The following is a 21,891-nucleotide window of genomic DNA, read 5'->3' on the forward strand; positions in this document are numbered from 1 at the left end:
CGAATTGCTTTTGCGCCCAAAGAGTTGGCTCTATATAAGTCATGGTAATCATCCTTGTCATTGCTTAGATGATCAGATCATGGAACATGCAATTAGTTCAAAAAAAATCCCCAAGCTGTGGCTTGGGGATTTGTGTATAAGAGACAGGGGTTAACCTGCCTTTTTCGTCATTAGCCGCAGCACTTTTTGAATTTCTTACCGCTGCCACAAATACAAGGATCGTTACGTCCGACTTTGAGGCTTTGTATCGATTGGTTTAACCTTGGGTCCTCGACTTCTTGTGTCGGGAACGTACCATCGATGTAGTACCACAGGTCGTTTTCGCGAACAAAGCGAGAGCATTCCTCAAGGCAATATTCACTGCCATCTTCTTTAAAGAAAGCTTTAAAAGTAACGAAGCCTTCATTCTCATTCGCGCCATTAGCTGTGCTGATCACTTCTAATCTACGCCAGTCACTCTCTATGGATTCTGCAATGCCTTTTCGTTGCTCTTCTGCATGACAGCTTGCATGATAGGTGTTAACTACATAGTCGACCAGGCCTTGCACGTGTGCACTGTAGCGAGATCGCATCAACTTTTCCGGAGTTGTTGCGAGCGCATGGTCATTATGTATCGGTTCACAGCATTGGCTGTAATCCAAAGTGTTTCCACATGGACAATAGGTCATAACTGCTCCATTAATTTGTTTTCACTGAAAGTAAGTCAGCAGTCCATTTGACCGAAGCGTCGTAGCATTCACTTAAGGCGTTTTGATCTAAACCAATAGCCTGACAGCGCTGTTGTACTTTATCCCACTCTGCTTTTTCATATGCTTTGGTCAAAACAAGAATGTCACCAAGTATACCTTCATTTTGGGTGATCGCGAGTTTGATCGATTCATCGACGGAAATCTCATCGAGAATCTGTTCTAACGGTCTGTCTAACAAGCTATCGAGCAACGAGAACATACCCGTTAAAAATGCCTGTCCTGACTCCAGTTTTTCATTCAAACGCGACCCGATAAGTTCACAATATCTTGCGCGTTGGATGGAGAGCCCATAGAGGTAATCGGGTTTACTGTCTTGCGTCGAGGCCAGAGCGACTAACGAGATAAATTTGCGAAGCTTATCTTCACCCAAATATACCAACGCTTGCTTGAACGATTGAATGCGCGTCTTCACAATTGAAGAGGAGTTGACGAATGCCAGCAGCTTATAGGACATGGTCACATCTTTGCTGATCAACGACTCGATTGCGCTGTAGTTGATATTTTCTTTAGAGATCTCGGTCAAAAGCTGTACGACCGTCATAAAAGACGGCTCTAGCGACTTCCTAGAGATCATTTCTGGTTTGCTAAAAAAGTAACCTTGAAAGTAGTCAAAACCGGCTTTTTTGGCTTGTTCGAACTCTTCGTAGGTTTCAACTTTTTCGGCTAAGAATTCAATCTTTGAACCACTAAGGCGCAACATAAACATACGTGCTTTTTCAATCGGTACTTGGCGGATATCAAACTTAATGATCGATACATAAGGTAAGAAGGCTCGCCACTCTTTACTTGGAATGAAGTCATCTAAGGCGATCTTGTAGCCTAATTGCGACATTTCTTTTACGACCGCAAGTAACTCTTCTGTAGGAGGGCAGTCTTCTAAAATTTCAACGACAAGATTGTCCGACGGGAAAAGAGTTGGGACCTTGTTAATTAAGCTTTGGTAAGGAAAGTTAACAAAGCCAAGTTTGTCTCCAAGTGTCTCATAATGCGTTGAGAGAAAATGATCGGACAATAAACGGCTAGTTGCGTGTTCAGGGTCGATTTCTGGAAACGTATTTTGTGGCCCATCTCTAAACAGTAGCTCATAGCCAAGCGTGTGTTTATCTTTGTCTAGAATAGGTTGCCTAGCAATATAAGAGTATTTCAAGGTATATACCGCGCTCCGAGTAATATTATTCGAATATCAGCTGACCTAAGGGCAGCTATAACAGGCTTAAGGCGAAGTTTTATTGACCAAATGGTCGTTGTTGTAACTCGAAAGAATCTTTATCGTACACCAGTACTGAACCCTGTGTATACCAGTCGCCTAACACTATTCTAGTACAGTTGTTTCCATCTTTATCAAATCGATGAATGTTTGGTCTATGGGTGTGGCCGTGGATCATGAGATCGACATTATGCTCGCCCATGACGCGTTCTACTTCGTCTTGAGTGACGTCCATAATCTCAAGTGATTTTGTCTGTTTATCTGTCTTGATATCAGATTGAACTTTGCTGACGATCTTCTTTTTGATGAACATTGGGATGCGGTTAAATACCCATTGAAGCCATGGTTGATGAACTTTAGCTCGGTATTCCAAATACTTTACGTCTTCAGTACAAAGCGTGTCGCCATGCAAAATGATCGCTTGCTTGCCGTATAAGTCGATGACAGTTTCATCCCCAAGAAGGGTCACACCTGTCTGCTTAGCGAAGCGTTTGCCAACCAGAAAGTCCCGATTACCTTGGGTGAAATAGCAAGGGATACCAAGGGCGGTCAGAGATTTAAATTCATTTCTAATGAGAGTGGCAAAGTCAGAACGATCATCATCACCGACCCAAAACTCAAAAAGGTCGCCTAATACATAAAGCGCCTCAGCATGAATGGCTTCTTCTCGCATGAAACGGACAAAGCATTGATTGATGTCTGGTGTGGCGGGGGAGAGGTGTAGATCAGAGATAAATAGTGTGGTCATAGTTATTTAGCAAGAGAGCGCATCACGATGCGCTCTCTAAATCCAAGATTATTCTTCGATTGTTGTACCTGTGATTAGTACGTCTTCTAGTGGTACATCTTGGTGCATGCCGTAAGAACCAGTGCTCACGCCTTTGATCTTTTCAACGATGTCCATACCTTCGATTACTTCACCGAATACACAGTAACCCCAACCATCTAGGCTCTCGCTACGGAAGTCTAGGAATGTGTTGTTGTTTACGTTGATGAAGAACTGAGAGCTTGCTGAATGCGGCTCCATAGTACGAGCCATAGCAAGTGTACCTACTTTGTTGCTCAGACCATTGTTTGCTTCGTTTTTGATCGGTGCGCGAGTTGGCTTTTCACGAAGGCCAGACTCCATGCCGCCACCTTGAATCATGAAACCATCGATAACACGGTGGAATAGTGTGTTGTCGTAGAAACCATCACGGCAGTACTGTAGGAAGTTTGCACTTGTTTCTGGCGCTTTTTCATCATTTAGTTGAATTTTGATGTCACCAAAATTTGTGTGAAGGGTGATCATGATTTTGTCCTTTACATAGGTTTTTGACTTGAGCCCAAGATTCTATCGTAACTTTTCAGACATTAATACGTGAAAAGTTAGGGTTGAGACCTGAGTATAGGTGCTATTGATGCCTTTTTGAGCATTTGAGGGATTACGAAACTGGGCGTGAGTTGGTATACTGATGCACTATTTTATTTCACCCAATTATTAGATAGAGATCATGTTAAAGATATATAACACACTCACAAGACAGAAAGAGGAATTCAAACCAATCACTGCCGGAAAGATCGGTATGTATGTCTGTGGGGTAACCATCTATGATCTCTGTCATATTGGTCACGGCCGTACCTTCGTCTCTTTTGATGTGGTTTCTCGTTACCTTCGTTACCTAGGCTATGACCTAACGTTTGTTCGTAACATCACAGACATTGATGACAAAATCATCAAGCGTGCGAACGAAAATGGTGAATCGTGCGACTCACTCACAGAGCGCTTGATTGGCGAAATGCATGCAGACTTTGATGCGCTAAACATGAAGCGCCCTGATGTAGAACCTCGTGCGACTGAATACGTCAAAGAGATCATTGAGCTAGTTGAAACACTGATCGAACGTGGTTTTGCATACGTTGCAGACAACGGTGACGTGATGTTTGAAATTGCTAAATATGATGAGTACGGCAAGCTTTCTGGCCAAGACTTAGAGCAGCTTCAAGCGGGTGCGCGTGTTGAGATTGAAAGTGCAAAACGCAGCTCACTAGATTTCGTTCTATGGAAAATGTCTAAGCCAGGTGAACCTACGTGGGAATCGCCTTGGGGTCCTGGTCGTCCTGGGTGGCACATTGAGTGTTCTGCAATGAACTCATCAATTCTAGGTAACCACTTCGATATTCACGGTGGTGGCTCGGATCTTCAGTTCCCGCATCACGAGAACGAAATCGCACAATCATGCTGTGCACATGGCACTCAGTACGTAAATACTTGGATGCACAGTGGCATGGTAATGGTTGACCGCGAGAAAATGTCTAAATCTCTAGGCAACTTCTTCACTATCCGTGATGTTCTAGGTCACTACGATGCTGAAACCGTGCGTTACTTCTTAATGTCTGGTCACTACCGTAGTCAACTGAACTACAGCGAAGATAATCTAAATCAAGCTCGTTCTGCTCTTGAGCGTCTATACACGTCGTTACGAGGTTTAGATTTAACAGTCGCTGTAGCTGGTGGTGAAGAGTACGTAGCGCGTTTTAATGATGCGATGAATGATGACTTCAATACACCTGAGGCTTACTCAGTGCTATTTGATATGGCTCGTGAAATCAACCGTCTAAAAGCGGAAGACGTTGCAGCTGCAAGCAGCCTAGGTGTAACAATGCGTCAGTTAGCGGATGTGATTGGTATTCTGCACCAAGACCCAGAAGCGTTCCTAAAAGGTGATGCAGGCAACGATGATGAAGTGGCTGAAATCGAAGCACTTATCAAACTGCGTAACGACAGCCGTGCATCGAAGGATTGGGCAAATGCAGATATGGCACGTGATAAGCTGACTGAAATGGGCATCGTACTAGAAGATGGCCCAGAAGGCACAACGTGGCGTCGTAAGTAAGCGTTAAGCTAAGAATCTTTAAGGGCTGTTTATTCAGCCCTTTTCTTTAAAATTTTATAAATCTTTATACAGGTATTAATCAGTGGCTCAGATGTACTTCTATTACTCGGCAATGAATGCGGGTAAATCAACCACTCTTCTTCAATCTTCATTTAACTACCAAGAGCGTGGCATGACGCCAGTGATCTTTACTGCCGCGTTAGATGATCGCTATGGTATTGGTAAAGTTAGCTCTCGAATTGGTCTACAATCTGACGCACAGCTCTTTAATGGTGAAACTGATCTATACAAAGAAGTGGCAGCTCTCAATGAAGTAGAGAAGCGTCATTGTATCTTGATTGATGAGTGTCAGTTCTTATCAAAACAGCAGGTTTACCAATTGACAGAAGTTGTCGATAAACTGCATATCCCGGTACTTTGTTATGGCCTGCGTACTGATTTCTTAGGTGAACTTTTTGAAGGTAGTAAGTACCTGCTTTCATGGGCTGATAAACTGGTTGAGCTAAAAACCATTTGTCACTGCGGCCGTAAAGCGAACATGGTAATCCGTACCGATGAACATGGCGTCGCGATTGCTGAAGGTGATCAAGTTGCTATTGGTGGCAACGACCGTTACGTGTCTGTATGTCGTCAGCACTACAAGGAAGCACTGGGTAAGTAAGTTAAGGCTTCTTGGAACTCATGGGCAGGTGGTGTTTCACAAGCCGCTTAGTTTAGCTAAGTAGTTAGTGGTTGGTTCGTCATGAATCCGCATGCATGTTACACACCACCAACCCATGAATTCATTAATGTGCCTGAAAGTAGGTAGTGGATATTCTGCAATGAAGGCATTATTAGATATAGCCAAGCAGCATGCGTATATCACTAATACTGCAGCGGATGCGGGCTTAAAGAAGCGGCTAGCGTTAGCTATATCTAATGATGACTAAGCTACCACAGACATAAACAAAAAAGCGAAGCACTAGGCTTCGCTTTTTTGTTGTATTCGACTAATTCGGATTGCGCTAGGCAGTCACAGATTAACGAGCACGGAAGACGATGCGACCTTTAGATAGATCGTATGGAGTCATCTCTACAGTTACTTTGTCACCAGTAAGAATACGGATGTAGTTCTTACGCATTTTACCAGAGATGTGAGCAGTAACTACGTGACCGTTTTCTAGCTCAACACGGAACATTGTGTTTGGAAGAGTATCAAGGACAGTGCCTTGCATCTCAATTACGTCTTCTTTAGCCATTTAATCCTCTTTTAAAAATGGACAATCTTTACCGGGGGAATAATGCCGATAAAAATGAATTAAGTAAAGTTGGGGCGTATTCTACCCTTGCCAACGCTGATTTACTAGCCTTTGATGACGTTGAAAGCGGACTTTGTAGTTCATCGCTGGGCATTCATCGATTTGATAGCCTAAATAGAGCCACTGTTTACCTTGTTGCTGACAATATTCTAATTGGAATAGTACGCCTAACGTACCAAGTGATAGCTCATAGTCTGGGTCAAAAAAGGTATAAAAAGCACTGGCACTATTCGACAAAATATCAGTGACCGCAATAGCGACCAATTTATCTTGGTCGTAGATGTGCAGGTATTGAGTATTTAGCCAAGCGCAGGTAGAAAAAGAAGCAAATTCCTCTTTCTTGGGTGGATACATGGAGCCACTTTGGTGACGCGCTTCAATATAGCGCGCATAAAGCTCGAACCAATTCTCATCCATCTCTGATTTCAACTGCCAGCTATAATCTTTTGCTTTGCTATACAGACGCTTTTGGCTTTTTGACTGCGTGAAATCGGGAACAGACACGCGTAAAGCTTGGCAAGATTGGCATTGGTCACAATGGGGTTTGTATATCGTGTCTCCACTACGACGAAATCCATTGGCAAGCAGCACTTCATAGCTTGACCCACAATGCATCCCAGGGTCGAGCGCAACGGCAACTCTTTCCTGTCTGTCGGCTAAATAACTGCATGGGTGACAATCAGTTAAGCCGATACGAATTTGTTGTAGATCAGAACTCATTCTGCTCCTCTGAGGTTTGGATTAACCATTGTTTAGTAAAACAGCTCGATTGTAGTGGTTGACTCTTAAAGGATAGCAGTCTTTGTATGAAATCATCACGTTCCAGCTCCTTTGCTCCCATAGAGGCTAGGTGAGGATTCATCACTTGGCAATCAATGAGTTGTCCGCCATGTTTTTGAAAATGTTCGCAAAAGTACCACAAAGCAATTTTTGATGCGTTGCTTTCAAGGCTAAACATCGACTCACCGCAAAAGAGTTGGCCGATTGAAATGCCATATAAACCACCAATAAGAGTATTGTCGCGCCAAACTTCAACAGAGTGGCAATGACCTTGTTTCGCTAAGGCTTTGTATGAAACGCGCATCTCTTCATTGAGCCAAGTCTCTTCAGCGGCTCTGGTCGACGCGCAGTAATCAATAACAGCATCCGTCGCCTGATTGATACTCACTCGGTATTGCTGCTTTCTTTGAAACTTTTTGAGACTTCTTGACGGTTTAAATGTCTTAGGATTAAAGGTTGCTCTCGGAGAAGGGCTCCACCATAAAATTGGCTCGCCGGGTCCGTACCAAGGAAATATGCCATTTTGGTAAGCAAACAGCAGTCGCTCTGGGCTTAAGTCCCCACCAACAGCCAATAAGCCGTTTGGATCGACAAGCGCATCGAACGGAGAAGGGAACCAAATTTCGTCGGAGTCGAGTTCAGTGAGATACAATGCCATTAAAGTGTAGGAGACAAGAAATGAAGAAATTACTGTGGATCATATTGGTTTTTCCTCTTATTGCCAATGCAGCGTACCAAAGAAATACCGCAAGGCCGGTTAATCAGGTGCTGTTTGGCAGTGTTGATACGGTACGTTACATCACTCAACAAGATATTGTGAAATCACAAGGCAGTGGTTGGGAAACGCTACTGGGCGCTGTCGTAGGCGGCGTCATCGGTAATCAATTTGGCGGTGGAACGGGTAAAGAGGTCGCAACAGCGGTCGGTGCGGTTGCGGGAGCTGGTGTTGCGAGAAATCATGCTAATCAAGAGTATCGTATTGAATATAAACTGGTTGAGATCTTGATTAAGACTGAGGATGGCAAGCTGATTGACGTGATACAAGATGTCGATTCAAACATGCTGTTCGAACGTGGCGATAAGGTTCGTATTCTCTATTTTGATGATGGAGTGCGGGTTGATAAAGAGTATTAATGCGCTTCAGAGCGGACCACATAATTATTCAGTTTTTATCATGCTTTTGCTCTGGTTTTAACGAAGCTTTTTAGATAGGCTGCAAGTACGAAGAATTTTCATCGTCTCGTTTAGGAAGACGAGGTGAGCAAGGAATAACGATTTTAATGGAAAGCCTTACGTTACAACCTATCAATAAAGTCAATGGTGAGGTCAACTTACCAGGTTCAAAAAGTGTCTCAAACCGAGCGCTGCTGCTTGCGGCTTTAGCAAGTGGCACTACACGCTTAACTAACCTTTTAGACAGTGATGATATTCGTCACATGTTAAACGCTCTCACTAAGTTGGGCGTTAATTACTCTTTGTCAGAAGATAAAACAGTCTGTGAAGTTGAAGGCTTAGGCAAGCCATTTGATGCTCCAGAAGCTCTTGAGCTCTTTTTAGGTAACGCAGGAACGGCAATGCGTCCACTTGCTGCTGCATTGTGTCTCGGCCAAGGTGAGTATGTACTTACGGGTGAGCCACGCATGAAAGAGCGACCAATTGGTCACTTGGTTGATGCCCTTCGCCAAGCTGGCGCAGAAGTCGAGTACCTAGAAAACGACAACTACCCACCACTTAAGATCTACGGAACAGGTCTAAAAGGCGGTACTGTTGAAATTGATGGCTCGATCTCTAGCCAATTCCTGACTGCGTTTTTGATGTCAGCACCTTTGGCGCAAGATGACGTCACAATTAAAATTATCGGCGAACTGGTTTCTAAACCTTACATTGATATTACGCTGCACATCATGGCGCAATTTGGTGTTGAAGTAGAAAATAACGATTACCAAGAGTTTGTGATCCGTAAAGGCCAGTCGTATGTGGCTCCGGGTGATTTCCTGGTAGAGGGTGACGCATCATCGGCTTCTTACTTCTTAGCTGCTGCGGCGATCAAAGGTGGCGAAATCAAAGTTACGGGTATTGGTAAAAACAGTATTCAAGGCGACATTCAGTTTGCAGATGCCCTAGAGAAAATGGGTGCCGAAATTGAGTGGGGCGATGACTATGTGATTTCCCGCGTTGGTGAGCTTAAAGCTGTTGATCTAGACTGCAACCACATCCCTGATGCAGCGATGACGATTGCAACTACTGCCCTGTTTGCGAAAGGCACGACAGCGATTCGTAACGTCTACAACTGGCGAGTAAAAGAAACTGACCGTTTAGCCGCAATGGCGACTGAACTACGCAAAGTTGGCGCGGAAGTGGAAGAAGGTGAAGACTACATCGTGGTCACGCCGCCAGCGAAACTAATCCATGCAGCTATCGACACGTATGATGACCACCGCATGGCGATGTGTTTCTCTCTGGTTGCATTAAGTGATACACCAGTAACGATTAATGACCCGAAATGTACTTCGAAGACGTTCCCGGATTACTTCGATAAATTAGAAGGTTTGAGCTCGTAACAGGCTGAGAGTTAAGGGTCCAATATACCGTCATTGAAAACCAAAAAGGGTTGGCCCAGTGTGCCAACCCTTTATCTTTTCGTCTTAGTTAACTTTCTAACGTGAACTCTTTTGACAAGTGGTGCGCTAGATATTTAAACATATTGAATACAGCGGTAGTCTTTGGCGTCGGTAGGCCATTGTCATCGAGGAAATAGTTGCCTTTAAAGACTAAGACGCCTTCTTTCTCTTCGACGCTGTCAGTACGCATTCCTTCGATGTAGTCGTCATGGTCTTGGATAATATGGTTAGCAATCATTAACAGTTCTGATTGAGAAATGACTTTTTTGTCGCTCATGGAAAATACCTTTGTAGACTAGCTTCTATTGTAAGAAGTGATGACAAAATTGTAGAGATATCAAAATAAAATTCAAATGCGATAGATCAAGTCAATCAGTACTGGTAAACCGCAAACAGTAAAGTTGTTTTGTGACTGGTGGCAAAAAACGTCGTCTTCGGTTGGCATCAATAATCTTATGGCGTTTAGTATGTGACGCTTTCCAGACCTCTCGATTTTGTTCAAGTAAACCATTGGCGTGAGAAAGGCGATAACTATTTGCTGACATCGTTGATTTGTCGAGCAGTCACGATAGAAATTTAAAAAAGATATTGATCTTCTTGTAATCTCGCTCAATAGTAAAAAAAGAAGCAAAGTATTAAGTATGTTGTGCGATAATTCGCATTCAATAAAGGACACTTGAGTCAATTATGGGTAAGTCACTGGTTATTGTGGAGTCGCCGGCCAAAGCGAAGACCATCAATAAGTATTTAGGTAAGGACTTTATTGTTAAGTCCAGTGTAGGTCACGTTCGTGATCTGCCGACTGCTGGCCAAAGCACTGGCCAGAAGGCAGCCGCGGTTTCGACCAAGGGCTTAAGCGCTGAAGAAAAAGCACGAATTAAAAAAGAAAAAGATCGTAAATCGCTGATCAAGAAAATGGGTATCGACCCATATCATGGTTGGGAAGCGAATTACCAAGTATTGCCAGGTAAAGAAAAAGTTGTTGCTGAACTGCAAAAGCTAGCTAAAGACGCTGATAGCGTTTACCTCGCAACCGATTTGGATCGCGAGGGAGAGGCTATCGCTTGGCACCTTCGTGAGATCATCGGCGGCGATGAAGAGCGATACAAACGCGTTGTATTCAACGAAATTACCAAAAATGCTATCCAGCAGGCGTTCGAGAAACCGGGCGAACTGAGCATGGATGGTGTTAACGCACAGCAAGCACGTCGTTTTATGGACCGTGTTGTAGGCTTTATGGTGTCACCTCTTCTGTGGAAGAAAGTAGCACGTGGTCTATCTGCTGGTCGCGTGCAGTCGGTAGCGGTGAAGCTACTGGTTGAGCGTGAGCGTGAAATCAAAGCTTTTGTCCCTGAAGAATTCTGGGATATCCACGCCGACACTAAGACGCAAGATAAAACGGACTTCCGTCTGCAAGTGTCGCAAAAAGAAGGCGTGGCATTTAAGCCTGTTAACGAAGCTGAGACTAAGTCTGCGATTGCGGTACTTGAAAATGCTCGCTACGAAGTGTGTAAGCGTGAAGACCGACCAACGTCGAGCAAACCTTCTGCTCCGTTCATTACGTCTACGCTACAGCAAGCGGCAAGTACTCGCTTAGGTTACGGCGTTAAGAAAACAATGATGCTAGCTCAGCGTTTGTATGAAGCGGGCTACATTACTTATATGCGTACCGACTCAACTAACTTGAGCTCTGAAGCGGTAGAGACAGTTCGTGGCTTTATCGGCGAACAGTATGGTGATGCTTACCTTCCAGCTAAGCCAAATGTCTACGGTAGCAAAGAAGGTGCACAAGAAGCGCACGAAGCGATTCGTCCTTCAGATGTGGCAGTCAAAGCGGATGACCTAAAAGGTATGGAAGCGGACGCACATAAGCTGTACTCACTGATTTGGAATCAATTTGTGGCATGTCAGATGACGCCAGCAAAATACGATTCAACAACGGTAAGTGTTAAAGCTGCTGAGTACACGCTCAAAGCCAAAGGTCGTATTCTTAAGTTTGATGGTTGGACTCGTGTTCAACGTCCTCTAGGTAAAAACGAAGACCAAATTCTGCCAGCAGTTCAAGTGGGTGACACGATTGACCTAGTTAATCTTGATCCTAAGCAGCACTTCACTAAGCCACCTGCACGCTTTACTGAAGCTGCGTTGGTTAAAGAGCTTGAGAAGCGTGGTATTGGCCGTCCTTCGACGTATGCGTCAATCATTTCAACGATTCAAGATCGTGGTTATGTGAAAGTAGAACAGCGTCGTTTCTATGCTGAGAAAATGGGTGAGATCGTAACTGACCGTCTAGATGGCAGTTTTGATGACCTTATGAACTATGAGTTCACTTCTCGCATGGAAGAAAAGCTTGACCAGATTGCTGAAGGTGAAGCGAACTGGAAAGGTGTGCTAGACGACTTCTTTACAGACTTCACTGGTGACTTAGTGAAAGCTGAGGCGGATGAAGACGAAGGCGGCATGAAGCCTAACCATATTGTTTACACTGACATCGAATGTCCTACGTGTTCGCGCCCTATGGGTATTCGCACGGCTTCGACAGGTGTTTTCCTTGGTTGTTCAGGTTATGCGTTACCACCAAAAGAGCGTTGTAAAACAACGATCAACCTTGGTGACGAAGATGGCATCATCAATGTTCTAGAAGAAGACGTCGAAACTGCGGCTCTTCGTGCGAAGAAACGTTGCCCGATCTGTGAAACGGCAATGGACGCTTACCTAATCGATGAAAAGCGTAAGATGCATGTTTGTGGTAATAACCCGAACTGTGACGGCTACATTGTCGAGCACGGTGAATTTAAGGTTAAAGGCTACGATGGTCCAGTTGTCGAATGTGACAAGTGTGGCAGCGACATGGAGCTTAAAAACGGCCGCTTTGGTAAGTATATGGACTGTACCAGCCAAGAGTGTAAGAACACACGCAAGATCCTTAAAAATGGCGAAGTAGCGCCACCAAAAGAAGATCCTGTGCACTTGCCTGAATTACCATGTGAAAACTCAGACGCATATTTTGTTCTGCGTGATGGCGCGTCAGGCTTGTTCCTAGCGGCAAGTACTTTCCCTAAATCGCGTGAAACTCGTGCGCCTCTAGTGGAAGAGTTGGTTCGATTTAAGGATCGTATCTCGCCGAAATTCCATTACTTAGCCGATGCGCCAGTTAAAGACCCAGATGGTCTACCTATGGTTGTTCGCTTTAGCCGTAAATCAAAAGAGAATTACGTGCGCTCGGAAGTGGATGGCAAGCCTTCAGGTTACACTGCGTTGTATGCAGAAGGTAAATGGGAAATTACCGATAAGCGTAAGAAGCCTGCTAAAGCGAAAAAATAGAACAGGAAATCGCAAATAAAAAGCAGCCAATATGGCTGCTTTTTTTGTGTGCCGAATGATCATCGGTTTTCATACTAATGAGATCTAGTCTCAGTAATCGTATTTTAATCACCGCTAATGTAAAGATAATCAATATCAGCTTTGACAATGTGTTGCATAGATTCTATTGATACTAATGAACTATGGAAGGGCGTCATGACACAGAGACTGAAGCTACTGTTGTTGATAGTGATGAGCAGCGTGACGTTTGTTGCTGCGGCATACACTGTTTCTAAGCAAGTGATCGATGAAATCGTTGCTGACTTGCTATGGAAATATGCTCAGGTGTCTGCTCGCTATGATGCAGAAACCCTTCTAAGGCCAATCATTAAAGAAGTTGAATTAGTCAAACAGCTGTCTAGCCACCCCAATATCACCTCATGGGGTTTTCATAGTGATGATGATGTGTACCGTTCTGTGGCAGAGGACACATTGGAGCACTACCGCTGGCAGCTTAAATCGAAAAACTTTTTTATCGCTCTTGATCAAAACCTCGCCTATCACTTCAACGACGTAAAAACCGTTCGCAGTGAGACTTTCTTTCGCCATTATCTCGACCCCGCGGCGGTGTACGATACTTGGTATTTTGAACAAAAAGAGAGTCTCACCGATTTATCGGTCAACATTGCCACAGATGCTCATCTCAGTTTAACGCGCGTTTGGATCAATCAAAGCATCATTAAAAACGGCCAATTCTTAGGTATTCTCGGAACAGGGATTGAAGTCTCTGCTCTTTTTCAGCAATTGACCAATCACCACTCCTCTGCGCTGCGAACCATATTTGTTGATGCGCGGCGTCGCATTCAGCTCTCTTTTGATGGGGGAGAGGTCGGTTACCCACTCAGGGACTCGACGAATTTGAAACCTCGCTTGAGTGAAGTCATTACCGATGAGCAAGAATACCAAGCACTCGAAACCTTAATGAAAAGACAAAAAATGGGTCAAGAATCTGAAGTGCTGATGGTGCAACAGGGAGTGGGCAGGGCGGTTGTTGCCATTCACTATATCGAGGAGCTAGGTTGGTATGAGCTCACCTTTGTCAGCATTGATGAAATGGTCCCAAGCTGGCTATCGACCTATCTCTATTTCCCTTTGGTGTTACTGACAGGGTTATTCGCTTTACTCGCTTACGTCTATTTGGTTAAACATTGGATTGCCCCTACTGAGTATCGTGAGCAGCGACTCGCTTTTCTTGCCAGAGTGCAGCCCTCTCGGCAAGACTACCAATCTAATCCTTTTGATAAGTACCTAGATAAACTCGAAGAAGAGTTGCGCCAAAACCGCAACGGTGTTGATAGCATGGTGGCATCACGCACCGAAGCTTTAGACAAGCTGACAGTGTTTGATGTCGTGACGCAGCTTTACAATAAACGCGGTTTAGAGCGAGAACGAGGCATACAGCCTTTCACTTCAGATGGTGGCCGATGCCCTCCAGCAGGCAATTCGTGAGTATGATATTGCTGCGCGTTGGGCTGATGACGAGTTTTTGTTACTGATCAGAAGCGGCCAATGTGAAACGCTGCAACAGGTGGCGAACCGCATTCAAGAGTATGTCGATGAACACCCAATGATTCCGGGTACAGATACTCGTTATGTGGGTGATTTGGCGATAGGGGGGACACTGATTAACCCAGATATGTCTTTGCAGCAGGCGCTCGCCTTAACCGACAGTTCTTTGTACATCGCCAAGTCTCAGCAAGAAGGGATCATTTATATTCACACTCACGCCTTAGAAAAGAAATCTGCGTAATTTACTCTCCCTTTTATAAAAACTATCGGCGCTCAGGTTGCGAGCGAGGTCACGTTAATGTAGGTGATATGTTAAGGCTATGTTTCTTTCAACTGGGATAGTGTGAGCTGTCTCAGGACGATAAAAAGTAATAAGTGTGAGCTTCCGAGTACAGCATATTTTAAATTGTAATCTTCTTGAAATACGATAAGTTATAATAAACCGTTTGCACACAAAGGGTGAGCTGGCTTACCTCACCCAGTAAAGTTTGTGATGTCGCTATAGCTGCGTATTACGCCTGCATGGAGCGGCGCGAATACTAGGAATTTTGACGGATCCCCCAATACCTGATCCGTCACATATAAAAAATAAAATGGAGAGAAATACATGGCTGGAGTTTTGGGAATGATCCTTGCTGGTGGAGAAGGCTCACGCCTACGTCCACTAACGGAGTCTCGCAGTAAACCCTCGGTACCTTTCGGCGGCAGCTACCGCCTGATTGATTTTGCTTTGAATAACTTCGTTAACGCGGATTTAATGCGTATTTACGTATTGACTCAATTCAAGTCTCAATCACTGTTCCATCACATGAAAAAAGGCTGGAACATCAACGGAATCACAGACCGATTCATCGACCCAATCCCTGCCCAAATGCGTACAGGTAAACGCTGGTATGAAGGTACCGCAGACGCGATTTATCAAAACCTACGCTTTATGGAATTATCAGAACCTGATCAAGTTTGTATCTTCGGTTCTGACCACATCTACAAAATGGACATTAAGCAGATGCTGGACTTCCATAGCGAAAAAGAAGCATCACTGACGGTTTCAGCGCTACGTATGCCCTTGTCTGAAGCGTCTCAGTTTGGCGTGATTGAAGTAGACGAAGTAGGTCGAATGGTAGGTTTTGAAGAAAAGCCGGCTAACCCTAAATCTATTCCAGGTGACCCAGAGCATGCACTTGTTTCAATGGGTAACTATGTATTTGAAGCACAAACTCTGTTTGCCGAACTTATTGAAGATGCTGACAATCCGGATTCTTCACATGACTTTGGCAAAGACATCATTCCGAAAATGTTCCCACGTGGCGATGTTTTTGTGTATGACTTCAGTACTAACCGCATTACTGGTGAAAAAGAAGAAGTTTACTGGCGCGATGTAGGTACTATTGATGCTTACTGGCAAGCGCACATGGACTTGCTTGAAAAAGATGCGCCATTCTCTCTCTACAACCGTAAATGGCCACTGCATACGTACTATCCGCCACTACCACCGGCAACGTTTACCGACTCTGATAACGGCCGCGTCCAAATCATTGATAGCTTAGTGTGTAACGGCAGCTATGTTCGTGGTTCGCGTATCGAAAAGTCAGTATTAGGTTTCCGCAGTAACATCGCATCGGCATGTGACATCAGTGAAAGTATTCTGCTAGGCGATGTGAAGGTCGGTGAAGGCTGTGTATTACGCCGTGTAATCGTAGATAAAAATGCCGATATTGCCCCAGGTACACAGATTGGTGTTAACCTAACGGAAGACAAAAAGCATTACCACGTTTCGGACGACGGTATCGTAGTTATTCCTAAAGGAGCTAGAATTGGCTACTAAGAATTTATCTATTCTCTTTGTAGCATCGGAAGTTGAAGGTTTAATCAAAAGTGGTGGCTTGGCTGATGTAGCCAAGGCACTGCCTGAAGCGCTTCACACTCTCCAACAAGATGTTCGTATTACATTGCCTGCTTACCAAAAGATGGCGGGTTTAGATCAAGCAGTTACGTTATTAGAAACAAGTTTAGATCACTGGCCTCATACAGAGTATGCGGTTAAGCAGCTTGAGGTCGCGGGCGTACCCGTTTACGCGATTGATTGCCCTCAATATTACGATCGACCAGAGATGTACGCGGAGAACAACCAAGCGTATGCCGATAATGGCGAACGTTTTGCTTTCTTTAGTGCCGCTTGTCTTGATATGTTACCTAAGTTAGGTTTTCAGCCTGATATTGTGCACGCCAATGATTGGCATACTGGCTTTGTGCCTTATCTGCTCAAGCATCGCTATGGCAATGATGAATTCTTTTCTGCGACGAAAAGTGTTCTCTCTATTCATAACGCGGTGTTTAAAGGTGTCTTTAGCTATGACGAGCTGCAGGTACTTCCTGAGATGCATACACGTTATGCACCAGATGCAGCTGTCAGCCCTACGCACGTGACTATGTTGCGCGCTGGTGTGCTGAACGCTGATAAGATCAATGCCGTGAGTCCGACCTACGCTGAAGAGCTTAAAACAGAGCTAGGCAGTCACGGTATGGCTGCTGAGTTCCAGCAACGTGCTGACGATCTCGTCGGCATACTCAACGGTTGTGACTACTCTGCATGGAACCCGCAAACGGATTCACTATTGCCTGCTAATTACAAAGCCAATCGCCAGAGCATGGTGCGTGGTAAGAAGGCATGTAAGAAAGAACTACAACAGCGTGTTGGTTTGCAAACCGAAGATGTTGCGGTCTATGGCATGGTATGTCGTCTGACGAATCAGAAAGGTATTCACTATCTGTTACCGATTCTTTCAGATTTTCTGAAACATGATGTTCAAGTCGTGATCGTGGGTACTGGTGACCCAGTTTTAGCTTCTCAGCTGAAAGAAATTGCGGCTAAACACAGCGATAAGTTTGCTTTTGTCGAAGCGTACAGTAACGAACTCGCGCACCTTGTAGAAGCGGGTGCTGATTTCTTTATTATGCCGTCAGAATTTGAACCATGTGGTTTAAACCAAATCTACAGCATGGCTTACGGCACTTTGCCGATTGTACGTGGGGTAGGTGGTTTGCGTGACAGCGTGAATGATTACGACGTTGATCCGCAAAACGCGACGGGTTTTGTCTTTGAACAACCAGAGCCTTATGCGTTGCTAAATGTTCTGCAAAGATCATTGCTTCTCTATGCCCAGCAACCAAATGAAGTTAAGCGCGTGCAGCTCTATGCTATGGGGCAAAACTTCTGTTGGAACAAGGCAGCAGATGAGTATTTAGAACTTTATCATACCGCTCTTAACCATTAAGAATAAAGGCGCCTAACCGCGCCTTTTTTTGTCTCTTTTTGCAGCATATTTGCACAATCTTAAACAAGAAATGATGTGTTCCGACTTCATTCCTTCTATGTTTATGGTACTCTCCTAACCAATCTAAATTCAGAGCACAATTCAATTAACTATGAGCGAGTCTTTACTGTTTCACAAAACCTTTGCGCACCCTACTAGCGATGAGTGGGTGGTGTTTGTGCATGGTGCTGGAGGCAGTTCGTCAATTTGGTTTAAACAAATTAAGGCGTATAAGCAGCACTTTAACTTGCTGCTGATTGACCTGCGTGGACATGGTAAATCGAATCAGCTACTGAAAGAGTTGATCGCCAATCGCTACACCTTTAAAGCGGTGACCGTTGATATTCTTAAAGTGCTTGATCACTTAAAAATCCGCTCTGCTCATTTTGTCGGTATGTCGCTTGGTACCATCATAGTGCGCAATGTTGCTGAGCTTTCTGCTGATCGTGTTAAGTCTATGGTGCTAGGTGGCGCTGTAACTCGCTTGAATACCCGATCTCAGGTGTTAGTAAGGTTGGGCAACATGTGCAAGCATATTGTGCCTTATATGTGGTTATACAGCTTATTTGCGTATATCGTCATGCCGCAGCGTGCTCAGAAAGAGTCTCGTCACCTTTTTATTCGGGAAGCAAAGAAGCTCTGCCAGAAAGAGTTTAAGCGTTGGTTTATTCTCACCGCTGAAGTTAACCCGTTAATGCGTTACTTCAAAGATAGAGAGCTACCGATTCCGACGCTTTATCTAATGGGGGACAGGGACTACATGTTCATTCAGCCGGTTAAAGAAATGGTTGCGGCGCACAGTGATAGCCAGCTACGTGAGATTGAAAACTGTGGTCACGTGTGTAACGTGGAGCGCCCGGATGAGTTCAACCAACACTCAATAGCGTTTATTAAACAGCAAATCGATACTAAGTAGCCTACCTAATTACGGTGCTACGCTGCCACATTGCCAGCAGGCACCAAACTGACCTTCATTCCGCTCGCCACACTCATCGCATTGCCAGTCTTGCTTTCTTTGTTCAGACTGAAACTCTTTAATAATTTCAGATGCCTTTGCGCTGTCACGTTGATCAAATAGCCAAATGTAGGGCTCACTGCTTTCTCCAAATGGGATCTCTCCTTGCAAACCAAAGATCCCTTCACCACGGACTTCACAATCAATGTATTGAGATTTGAGAAGCTCACAGACGATGTGAGCTTCGGTGGGTGTTATGGCTGAAAATATTTTCATCAAACATTTCCGTTAGACGCAGACGGCTCTGTTCTTATCTTAGCCATAACCCACTTAGCGATAACTGGGAATAAGCCAAGCAGGGCAAACGACGCCAAAACGGTTGGAGAGACAATTCCTGACAGCGAGTCAATTTGTGCAAGCTGAGTACCCGCATTGAGGTATACCGCTGTCCCAGGGAGCATACCGAGTTGACTTACTAAATAGAAACGTGCAGTGGCAATGGGAGTGAGCCCCATTAGTAGATTAATCAGAAAGAAGGGGAACACTGGAATCAATCTTAGTGAAAACAGATAAAAAGCTCCGTCACGTTCGACGCCTTGGTTTATGGCATTAAGCTTGTCGCCAAACTTAGCTTGAACCCAATCACGCAGTAAGTAACGGCTGCTTAAAAAAGCCAGAGTAGCACCTATTGTACTGGCAAAAGAGACCAGTACTAGGCTTGTCCAAAAGCCAAACAAAGCGGCGCCTAGTAGGGTAACGACGGCAGCGCCGGGAATAGAAAACGCGGTGATTGCGACGTAAGCGATAAAATAGCTCGCAGCAGCCACAACGAAATTCTCTGAGATAAAGGCCGCTAGCTCAGCTTGTTGCGCTTTAGCGTTGTCTAATGTGAGGTACTGGCCAAAGTTTACACCTAACAGAATGATGAGTGATACAAAGATAACGCCAAGTATGATTTTTTTATTCATGTGCTGCTCCATCAAGAATCATGGCCGATTAATACAAAGTGTTAATAGACTAGACAGGGAAAGCAAGCAGTAAATTTCAACAAACAAAAAAAAGTCAGCACAACGGCTGACTTTTTAAAAAGGGAAAGGAAAATGTGTTGCCGATTAATGACTTAATTGGTTGAGTAACTCTTCACGACGGCTATGAGGGATCACTGACCAATGTGTGCCGTTGATCGCGCCTTCTAACGCCCAGAGCAACTCGACGTTAACTTCTGCAGAATGCGAAGATTGAATCGCTTTAAATGCGTTTACCGCACCTGTTTCCTCTAGGTTTTCAACGCTATCAATACCGGCTTTTTTCAGCATGCGTTCTGTTGCCAGCCTTAAGTTCGGCAGATCTTTAAGGCGATTAGGCTTAGCTTTCGCTTGCTGTTTCTTTTCGCTGTTCGCTGCAGTTAGCGCAGCTTGGGCAATCTCAAGCGTATTTTCCTTGTTCTCAAACCAATCATCGCTTAGAGCGAAGTATTTGGTGACCACGGGAAAGCCGCGTTTTTTGTAAACGTAAGGTTCTAAGCTAAGAGATTTAAATTGCTTTGCAAGTGCGTCGTCTGCCCTAACGTGCAACTTATCATTGACGACTAATGCAAACATAGTGTCGTCGGCAAAAATACCGAAGCCACCAAACATTGAGCGAGACTTGATTAAGCCTAACGGCTCAAATAGTCGCATTGAGTCTTTTAGTATTGGTTTATCCATGCTGTGTATTCTCGGTGTATATGTATACGCCACCAATTCAGGTCCGAGAGAGTAGCAAAATTATGCAGGCTTTTTGTCAGTCTGGTGTCATACGATTGCTAGCAATTACAATATGACTTGTGTGCATATTTACCATCGGCAACCCCGCTACCAAACAATTAACTTGTTGAAGGCCGGAGGCTTTGCGTCCCATCCTTTCGAAATGGTTTGCCCTGTTCGTGGCATAATCGAACAATAATAAGGATAAATGGATTTTGGGCTGGACATCACGTCCGAATAGGATAAGTGTGATCTTGGTTCAGTAAATAGGGTTGACTCATACACTTAGCCAATGAAAGTATCTCGGCTAAGTGTATGTCAAATAAGTTATTTCTTAATATTTTGTACGGTATTTCTCTCAACGATCTCAGGGTGCATTTCAAAGATACGCTTTTCGTGCTCTTTGTCTTTAATGCGCTCTAGCAGAATCTCGAATGCGTTTTTACCTACACGACGTTTTGGTTGGTGAACCGTGGTCAAAGGTGGCGAGAAGTACTCTGCTAGCTCAATATTGTCGTAACCAATCACAGACATATCTTCTGGGATACGAATACCTTTCTGCTGTAAGCGACTCATTAGGCCCAGAGCCATAGTGTCGTTGAAACAGAAGATTGCGCTTGGCTTGTTGTCCATTGCTGCGATTTGGTCAGCCGCAAGCACAGCTGTGTCACACTCGAAGTTACCTTCTAAAATCCAATCTTCTTTAATTGGAAGCTTTGCTTCGTTCATCGCACGTTTAAAGCCACGGATACGTTCCTGACACGCTGCTTTTTCAAAGTGTCCACTTAGGCAGGCAATATCGGTATGACCACGGTCAATCAGGTATTTAGTCGCTAGGTAGCCACCTTCTTCTGAGTTATCGATGATCTTGTCGGCTTGAGAGCTCTCAGGACCCCAATCCATAACCACTTTTGGGATGTCTTTGTGGCGGTCCAGCATTTCGCTCAGTTCTTCAGTTAAGTCTGAACACATCACCAAAATACCGTCTACGCGCTTTTCAGCTAGCATGCGAATGTAGTCGCGTTGCTTCTCATAGATACCGCCCGTATTACATAAGATCAGCGTGTAACCTTGGCGGTAACAATAGCTTTCAACGCCATCAATAACTTCAGAGAAGAAAAGGTTTGTAGACTGAGTCACCAGCATACCAATCGTGCGCGTGGTATTACACTTCAGGCTACGTGCAACGGCGCTTGGTGCGTAGTTTAGCTCTGTCACTGCTTCCATTACTTTTTCTTGAGTAGCTTCAGCAACAAAGCGCGTTTTATTGATTACATGTGACACAGTTGTCGTTGATACACCAGCTAGGCGAGCAACGTCTTTAATAGTGGCCATAAGGTTCTGTCCTGTCGATGACTGCCCCGGAATTATATTCAGTTTAGAATACCTAGGCAGAAAGTATCAGAAACACAAAAACCGCTCTATTTAGCGGTTTGTATTTGATTCGTTTGTTTTTATCGTTTGCGGTCACAAT

At 44.4% G+C, this 21,891-nt stretch carries 22 protein-coding genes and 1 riboswitch; of the genes, 10 read left to right on the top strand and 12 right to left on the bottom strand.

Features of this window, described 5'->3' with window-relative positions; translation table 11 throughout:
* Positions 1–170: 170 nt before the first annotated feature.
* The 4 genes from ELS82_RS18775 to ELS82_RS18790 all read right to left on the bottom strand — a co-directional run bounded on the left by ELS82_RS18775 (position 171) and on the right by ELS82_RS18790 (position 3,247).
* Positions 171–668, bottom strand: a complete 498-nt coding sequence (locus ELS82_RS18775; protein WP_134836842.1) for a YchJ family protein — start codon at positions 666–668, stop codon at positions 171–173.
* 10 nt (positions 669–678) lie between these two features.
* Positions 679–1,896, bottom strand: coding sequence for an EAL and HDOD domain-containing protein (locus ELS82_RS18780; RefSeq protein WP_134836843.1), 1,218 nt, complete (start codon positions 1,894–1,896; stop codon positions 679–681).
* Between the two features lie 79 nt (positions 1,897–1,975).
* A complete protein-coding gene (gene lpxH, locus ELS82_RS18785) occupies positions 1,976–2,704 on the bottom strand; it encodes a UDP-2,3-diacylglucosamine diphosphatase (protein WP_134836844.1) in 729 nt (242 codons plus the stop codon).
* A 48-nt stretch (positions 2,705–2,752) separates the two neighbouring features.
* Complete coding sequence (locus ELS82_RS18790) at positions 2,753–3,247, bottom strand: peptidylprolyl isomerase (RefSeq protein WP_053438470.1); 495 nt, start codon at positions 3,245–3,247, stop codon at positions 2,753–2,755.
* Positions 3,248–3,449: 202 nt separating this feature from the next.
* On the opposite strand from ELS82_RS18790, the gene cysS reads away from it, so the two are divergent.
* Both cysS and ELS82_RS18800 read left to right on the top strand, forming a co-directional pair.
* Positions 3,450–4,832 (top strand): cysteine--tRNA ligase, encoded by a 1,383-nt coding sequence (gene cysS, locus ELS82_RS18795; RefSeq protein ID WP_134836845.1) that lies wholly within the window; start codon positions 3,450–3,452, stop codon positions 4,830–4,832.
* An 82-nt stretch (positions 4,833–4,914) separates the two neighbouring features.
* On the top strand, positions 4,915–5,493 hold the full coding sequence (locus ELS82_RS18800) for a thymidine kinase (RefSeq protein WP_053438472.1): 579 nt from the start codon (positions 4,915–4,917) through the stop codon (positions 5,491–5,493).
* Between the two features lie 358 nt (positions 5,494–5,851).
* On the opposite strand, the gene infA is transcribed toward ELS82_RS18800, so the two are convergent.
* The 3 genes from infA to aat form a co-directional block, all read right to left on the bottom strand.
* Positions 5,852–6,070 (bottom strand): translation initiation factor IF-1, encoded by a 219-nt coding sequence (gene infA, locus ELS82_RS18805; protein ID WP_001040192.1) that lies wholly within the window; start codon positions 6,068–6,070, stop codon positions 5,852–5,854.
* 81 nt (positions 6,071–6,151) lie between these two features.
* Positions 6,152–6,850 carry an arginyltransferase gene (locus ELS82_RS18810; protein WP_134836846.1) on the bottom strand — a complete coding sequence of 233 codons (699 nt, stop codon included), beginning with the start codon at positions 6,848–6,850 and terminating at the stop codon, positions 6,152–6,154.
* Positions 6,840–7,568, bottom strand: coding sequence for a leucyl/phenylalanyl-tRNA--protein transferase (gene aat / locus ELS82_RS18815; RefSeq protein WP_134836847.1), 729 nt, complete (start codon positions 7,566–7,568; stop codon positions 6,840–6,842). The genes ELS82_RS18810 and aat overlap by 11 nt, the downstream gene beginning before the upstream one ends.
* 20 nt (positions 7,569–7,588) lie before the next feature.
* On the opposite strand from aat, the gene ELS82_RS18820 reads away from it, so the two are divergent.
* Both ELS82_RS18820 and aroA read left to right on the top strand, forming a co-directional pair.
* On the top strand, positions 7,589–8,044 hold the full coding sequence (locus ELS82_RS18820; protein ID WP_134836848.1) for an outer membrane lipoprotein: 456 nt from the start codon (positions 7,589–7,591) through the stop codon (positions 8,042–8,044).
* Between the two features lie 146 nt (positions 8,045–8,190).
* Entirely contained in the window at positions 8,191–9,471 is a 1,281-nt protein-coding gene (aroA, locus tag ELS82_RS18825; RefSeq protein WP_134836849.1) for a 3-phosphoshikimate 1-carboxyvinyltransferase, read from the top strand.
* 88 nt (positions 9,472–9,559) lie between these two features.
* On the opposite strand, the gene ELS82_RS18830 is transcribed toward aroA, so the two are convergent.
* Positions 9,560–9,808 (bottom strand): YciN family protein, encoded by a 249-nt coding sequence (locus ELS82_RS18830; RefSeq protein WP_053438477.1) that lies wholly within the window; start codon positions 9,806–9,808, stop codon positions 9,560–9,562.
* A gap of 410 nt (positions 9,809–10,218) precedes the next feature.
* On the opposite strand from ELS82_RS18830, the gene topA reads away from it, so the two are divergent.
* The 6 genes from topA (at position 10,219) to ELS82_RS18855 (ending at position 18,633) form a co-directional block, all read left to right on the top strand.
* A complete protein-coding gene (topA, locus tag ELS82_RS18835; RefSeq protein ID WP_134836850.1) occupies positions 10,219–12,855 on the top strand; it encodes a type I DNA topoisomerase in 2,637 nt (878 codons plus the stop codon).
* 195 nt (positions 12,856–13,050) lie between these two features.
* A complete protein-coding gene (locus ELS82_RS18840; RefSeq protein WP_244230822.1) occupies positions 13,051–14,343 on the top strand; it encodes a GGDEF domain-containing protein in 1,293 nt (430 codons plus the stop codon).
* Positions 14,309–14,644, top strand: coding sequence for a diguanylate cyclase domain-containing protein (locus ELS82_RS26980; protein ID WP_244230823.1), 336 nt, complete (start codon positions 14,309–14,311; stop codon positions 14,642–14,644). Before ELS82_RS18840 ends, ELS82_RS26980 begins: the two co-directional genes overlap by 35 nt.
* A gap of 366 nt (positions 14,645–15,010) precedes the next feature.
* Positions 15,011–16,228, top strand: coding sequence for a glucose-1-phosphate adenylyltransferase (gene glgC, locus ELS82_RS18845; protein WP_134836851.1), 1,218 nt, complete (start codon positions 15,011–15,013; stop codon positions 16,226–16,228).
* Positions 16,218–17,678 (top strand): glycogen synthase GlgA, encoded by a 1,461-nt coding sequence (gene glgA / locus ELS82_RS18850; protein WP_134836852.1) that lies wholly within the window; start codon positions 16,218–16,220, stop codon positions 17,676–17,678. Before glgC ends, glgA begins: the two co-directional genes overlap by 11 nt.
* A gap of 151 nt (positions 17,679–17,829) precedes the next feature.
* Positions 17,830–18,633, top strand: a complete 804-nt coding sequence (locus tag ELS82_RS18855; RefSeq protein WP_053438482.1) for an alpha/beta fold hydrolase — start codon at positions 17,830–17,832, stop codon at positions 18,631–18,633.
* Positions 18,634–18,642: 9 nt separating this feature from the next.
* Here the strand turns inward: ELS82_RS18855 and ELS82_RS18860 are convergent, their stop codons facing one another.
* From ELS82_RS18860 to purR, 4 genes are all read right to left on the bottom strand, one after another.
* Positions 18,643–18,948, bottom strand: coding sequence for a putative signal transducing protein (locus tag ELS82_RS18860; RefSeq protein WP_134836853.1), 306 nt, complete (start codon positions 18,946–18,948; stop codon positions 18,643–18,645).
* Complete coding sequence (locus ELS82_RS18865; protein WP_134836854.1) at positions 18,948–19,640, bottom strand: TVP38/TMEM64 family protein; 693 nt, start codon at positions 19,638–19,640, stop codon at positions 18,948–18,950. Before ELS82_RS18865 ends, ELS82_RS18860 begins: the two co-directional genes overlap by 1 nt.
* Positions 19,641–19,784: 144 nt before the next feature.
* Positions 19,785–20,378: a TfoX/Sxy family DNA transformation protein gene (locus tag ELS82_RS18870; RefSeq protein ID WP_134836855.1), complete on the bottom strand. Its 594-nt coding sequence runs from the start codon at positions 20,376–20,378 to the stop codon at positions 19,785–19,787.
* Between the two features lie 134 nt (positions 20,379–20,512).
* Positions 20,513–20,600: riboswitch (cyclic di-GMP riboswitch) on the bottom strand.
* A gap of 144 nt (positions 20,601–20,744) precedes the next feature.
* Positions 20,745–21,752, bottom strand: a complete 1,008-nt coding sequence (gene purR, locus ELS82_RS18875) for an HTH-type transcriptional repressor PurR (protein WP_134836856.1) — start codon at positions 21,750–21,752, stop codon at positions 20,745–20,747.
* Between the last annotated feature and the right edge of the window lie 139 nt (positions 21,753–21,891).

Source organism: Vibrio ouci, from assembly GCF_004551525.1.
GTDB classification, from domain to species: Bacteria; Pseudomonadota; Gammaproteobacteria; order Enterobacterales; family Vibrionaceae; genus Vibrio; species Vibrio ouci.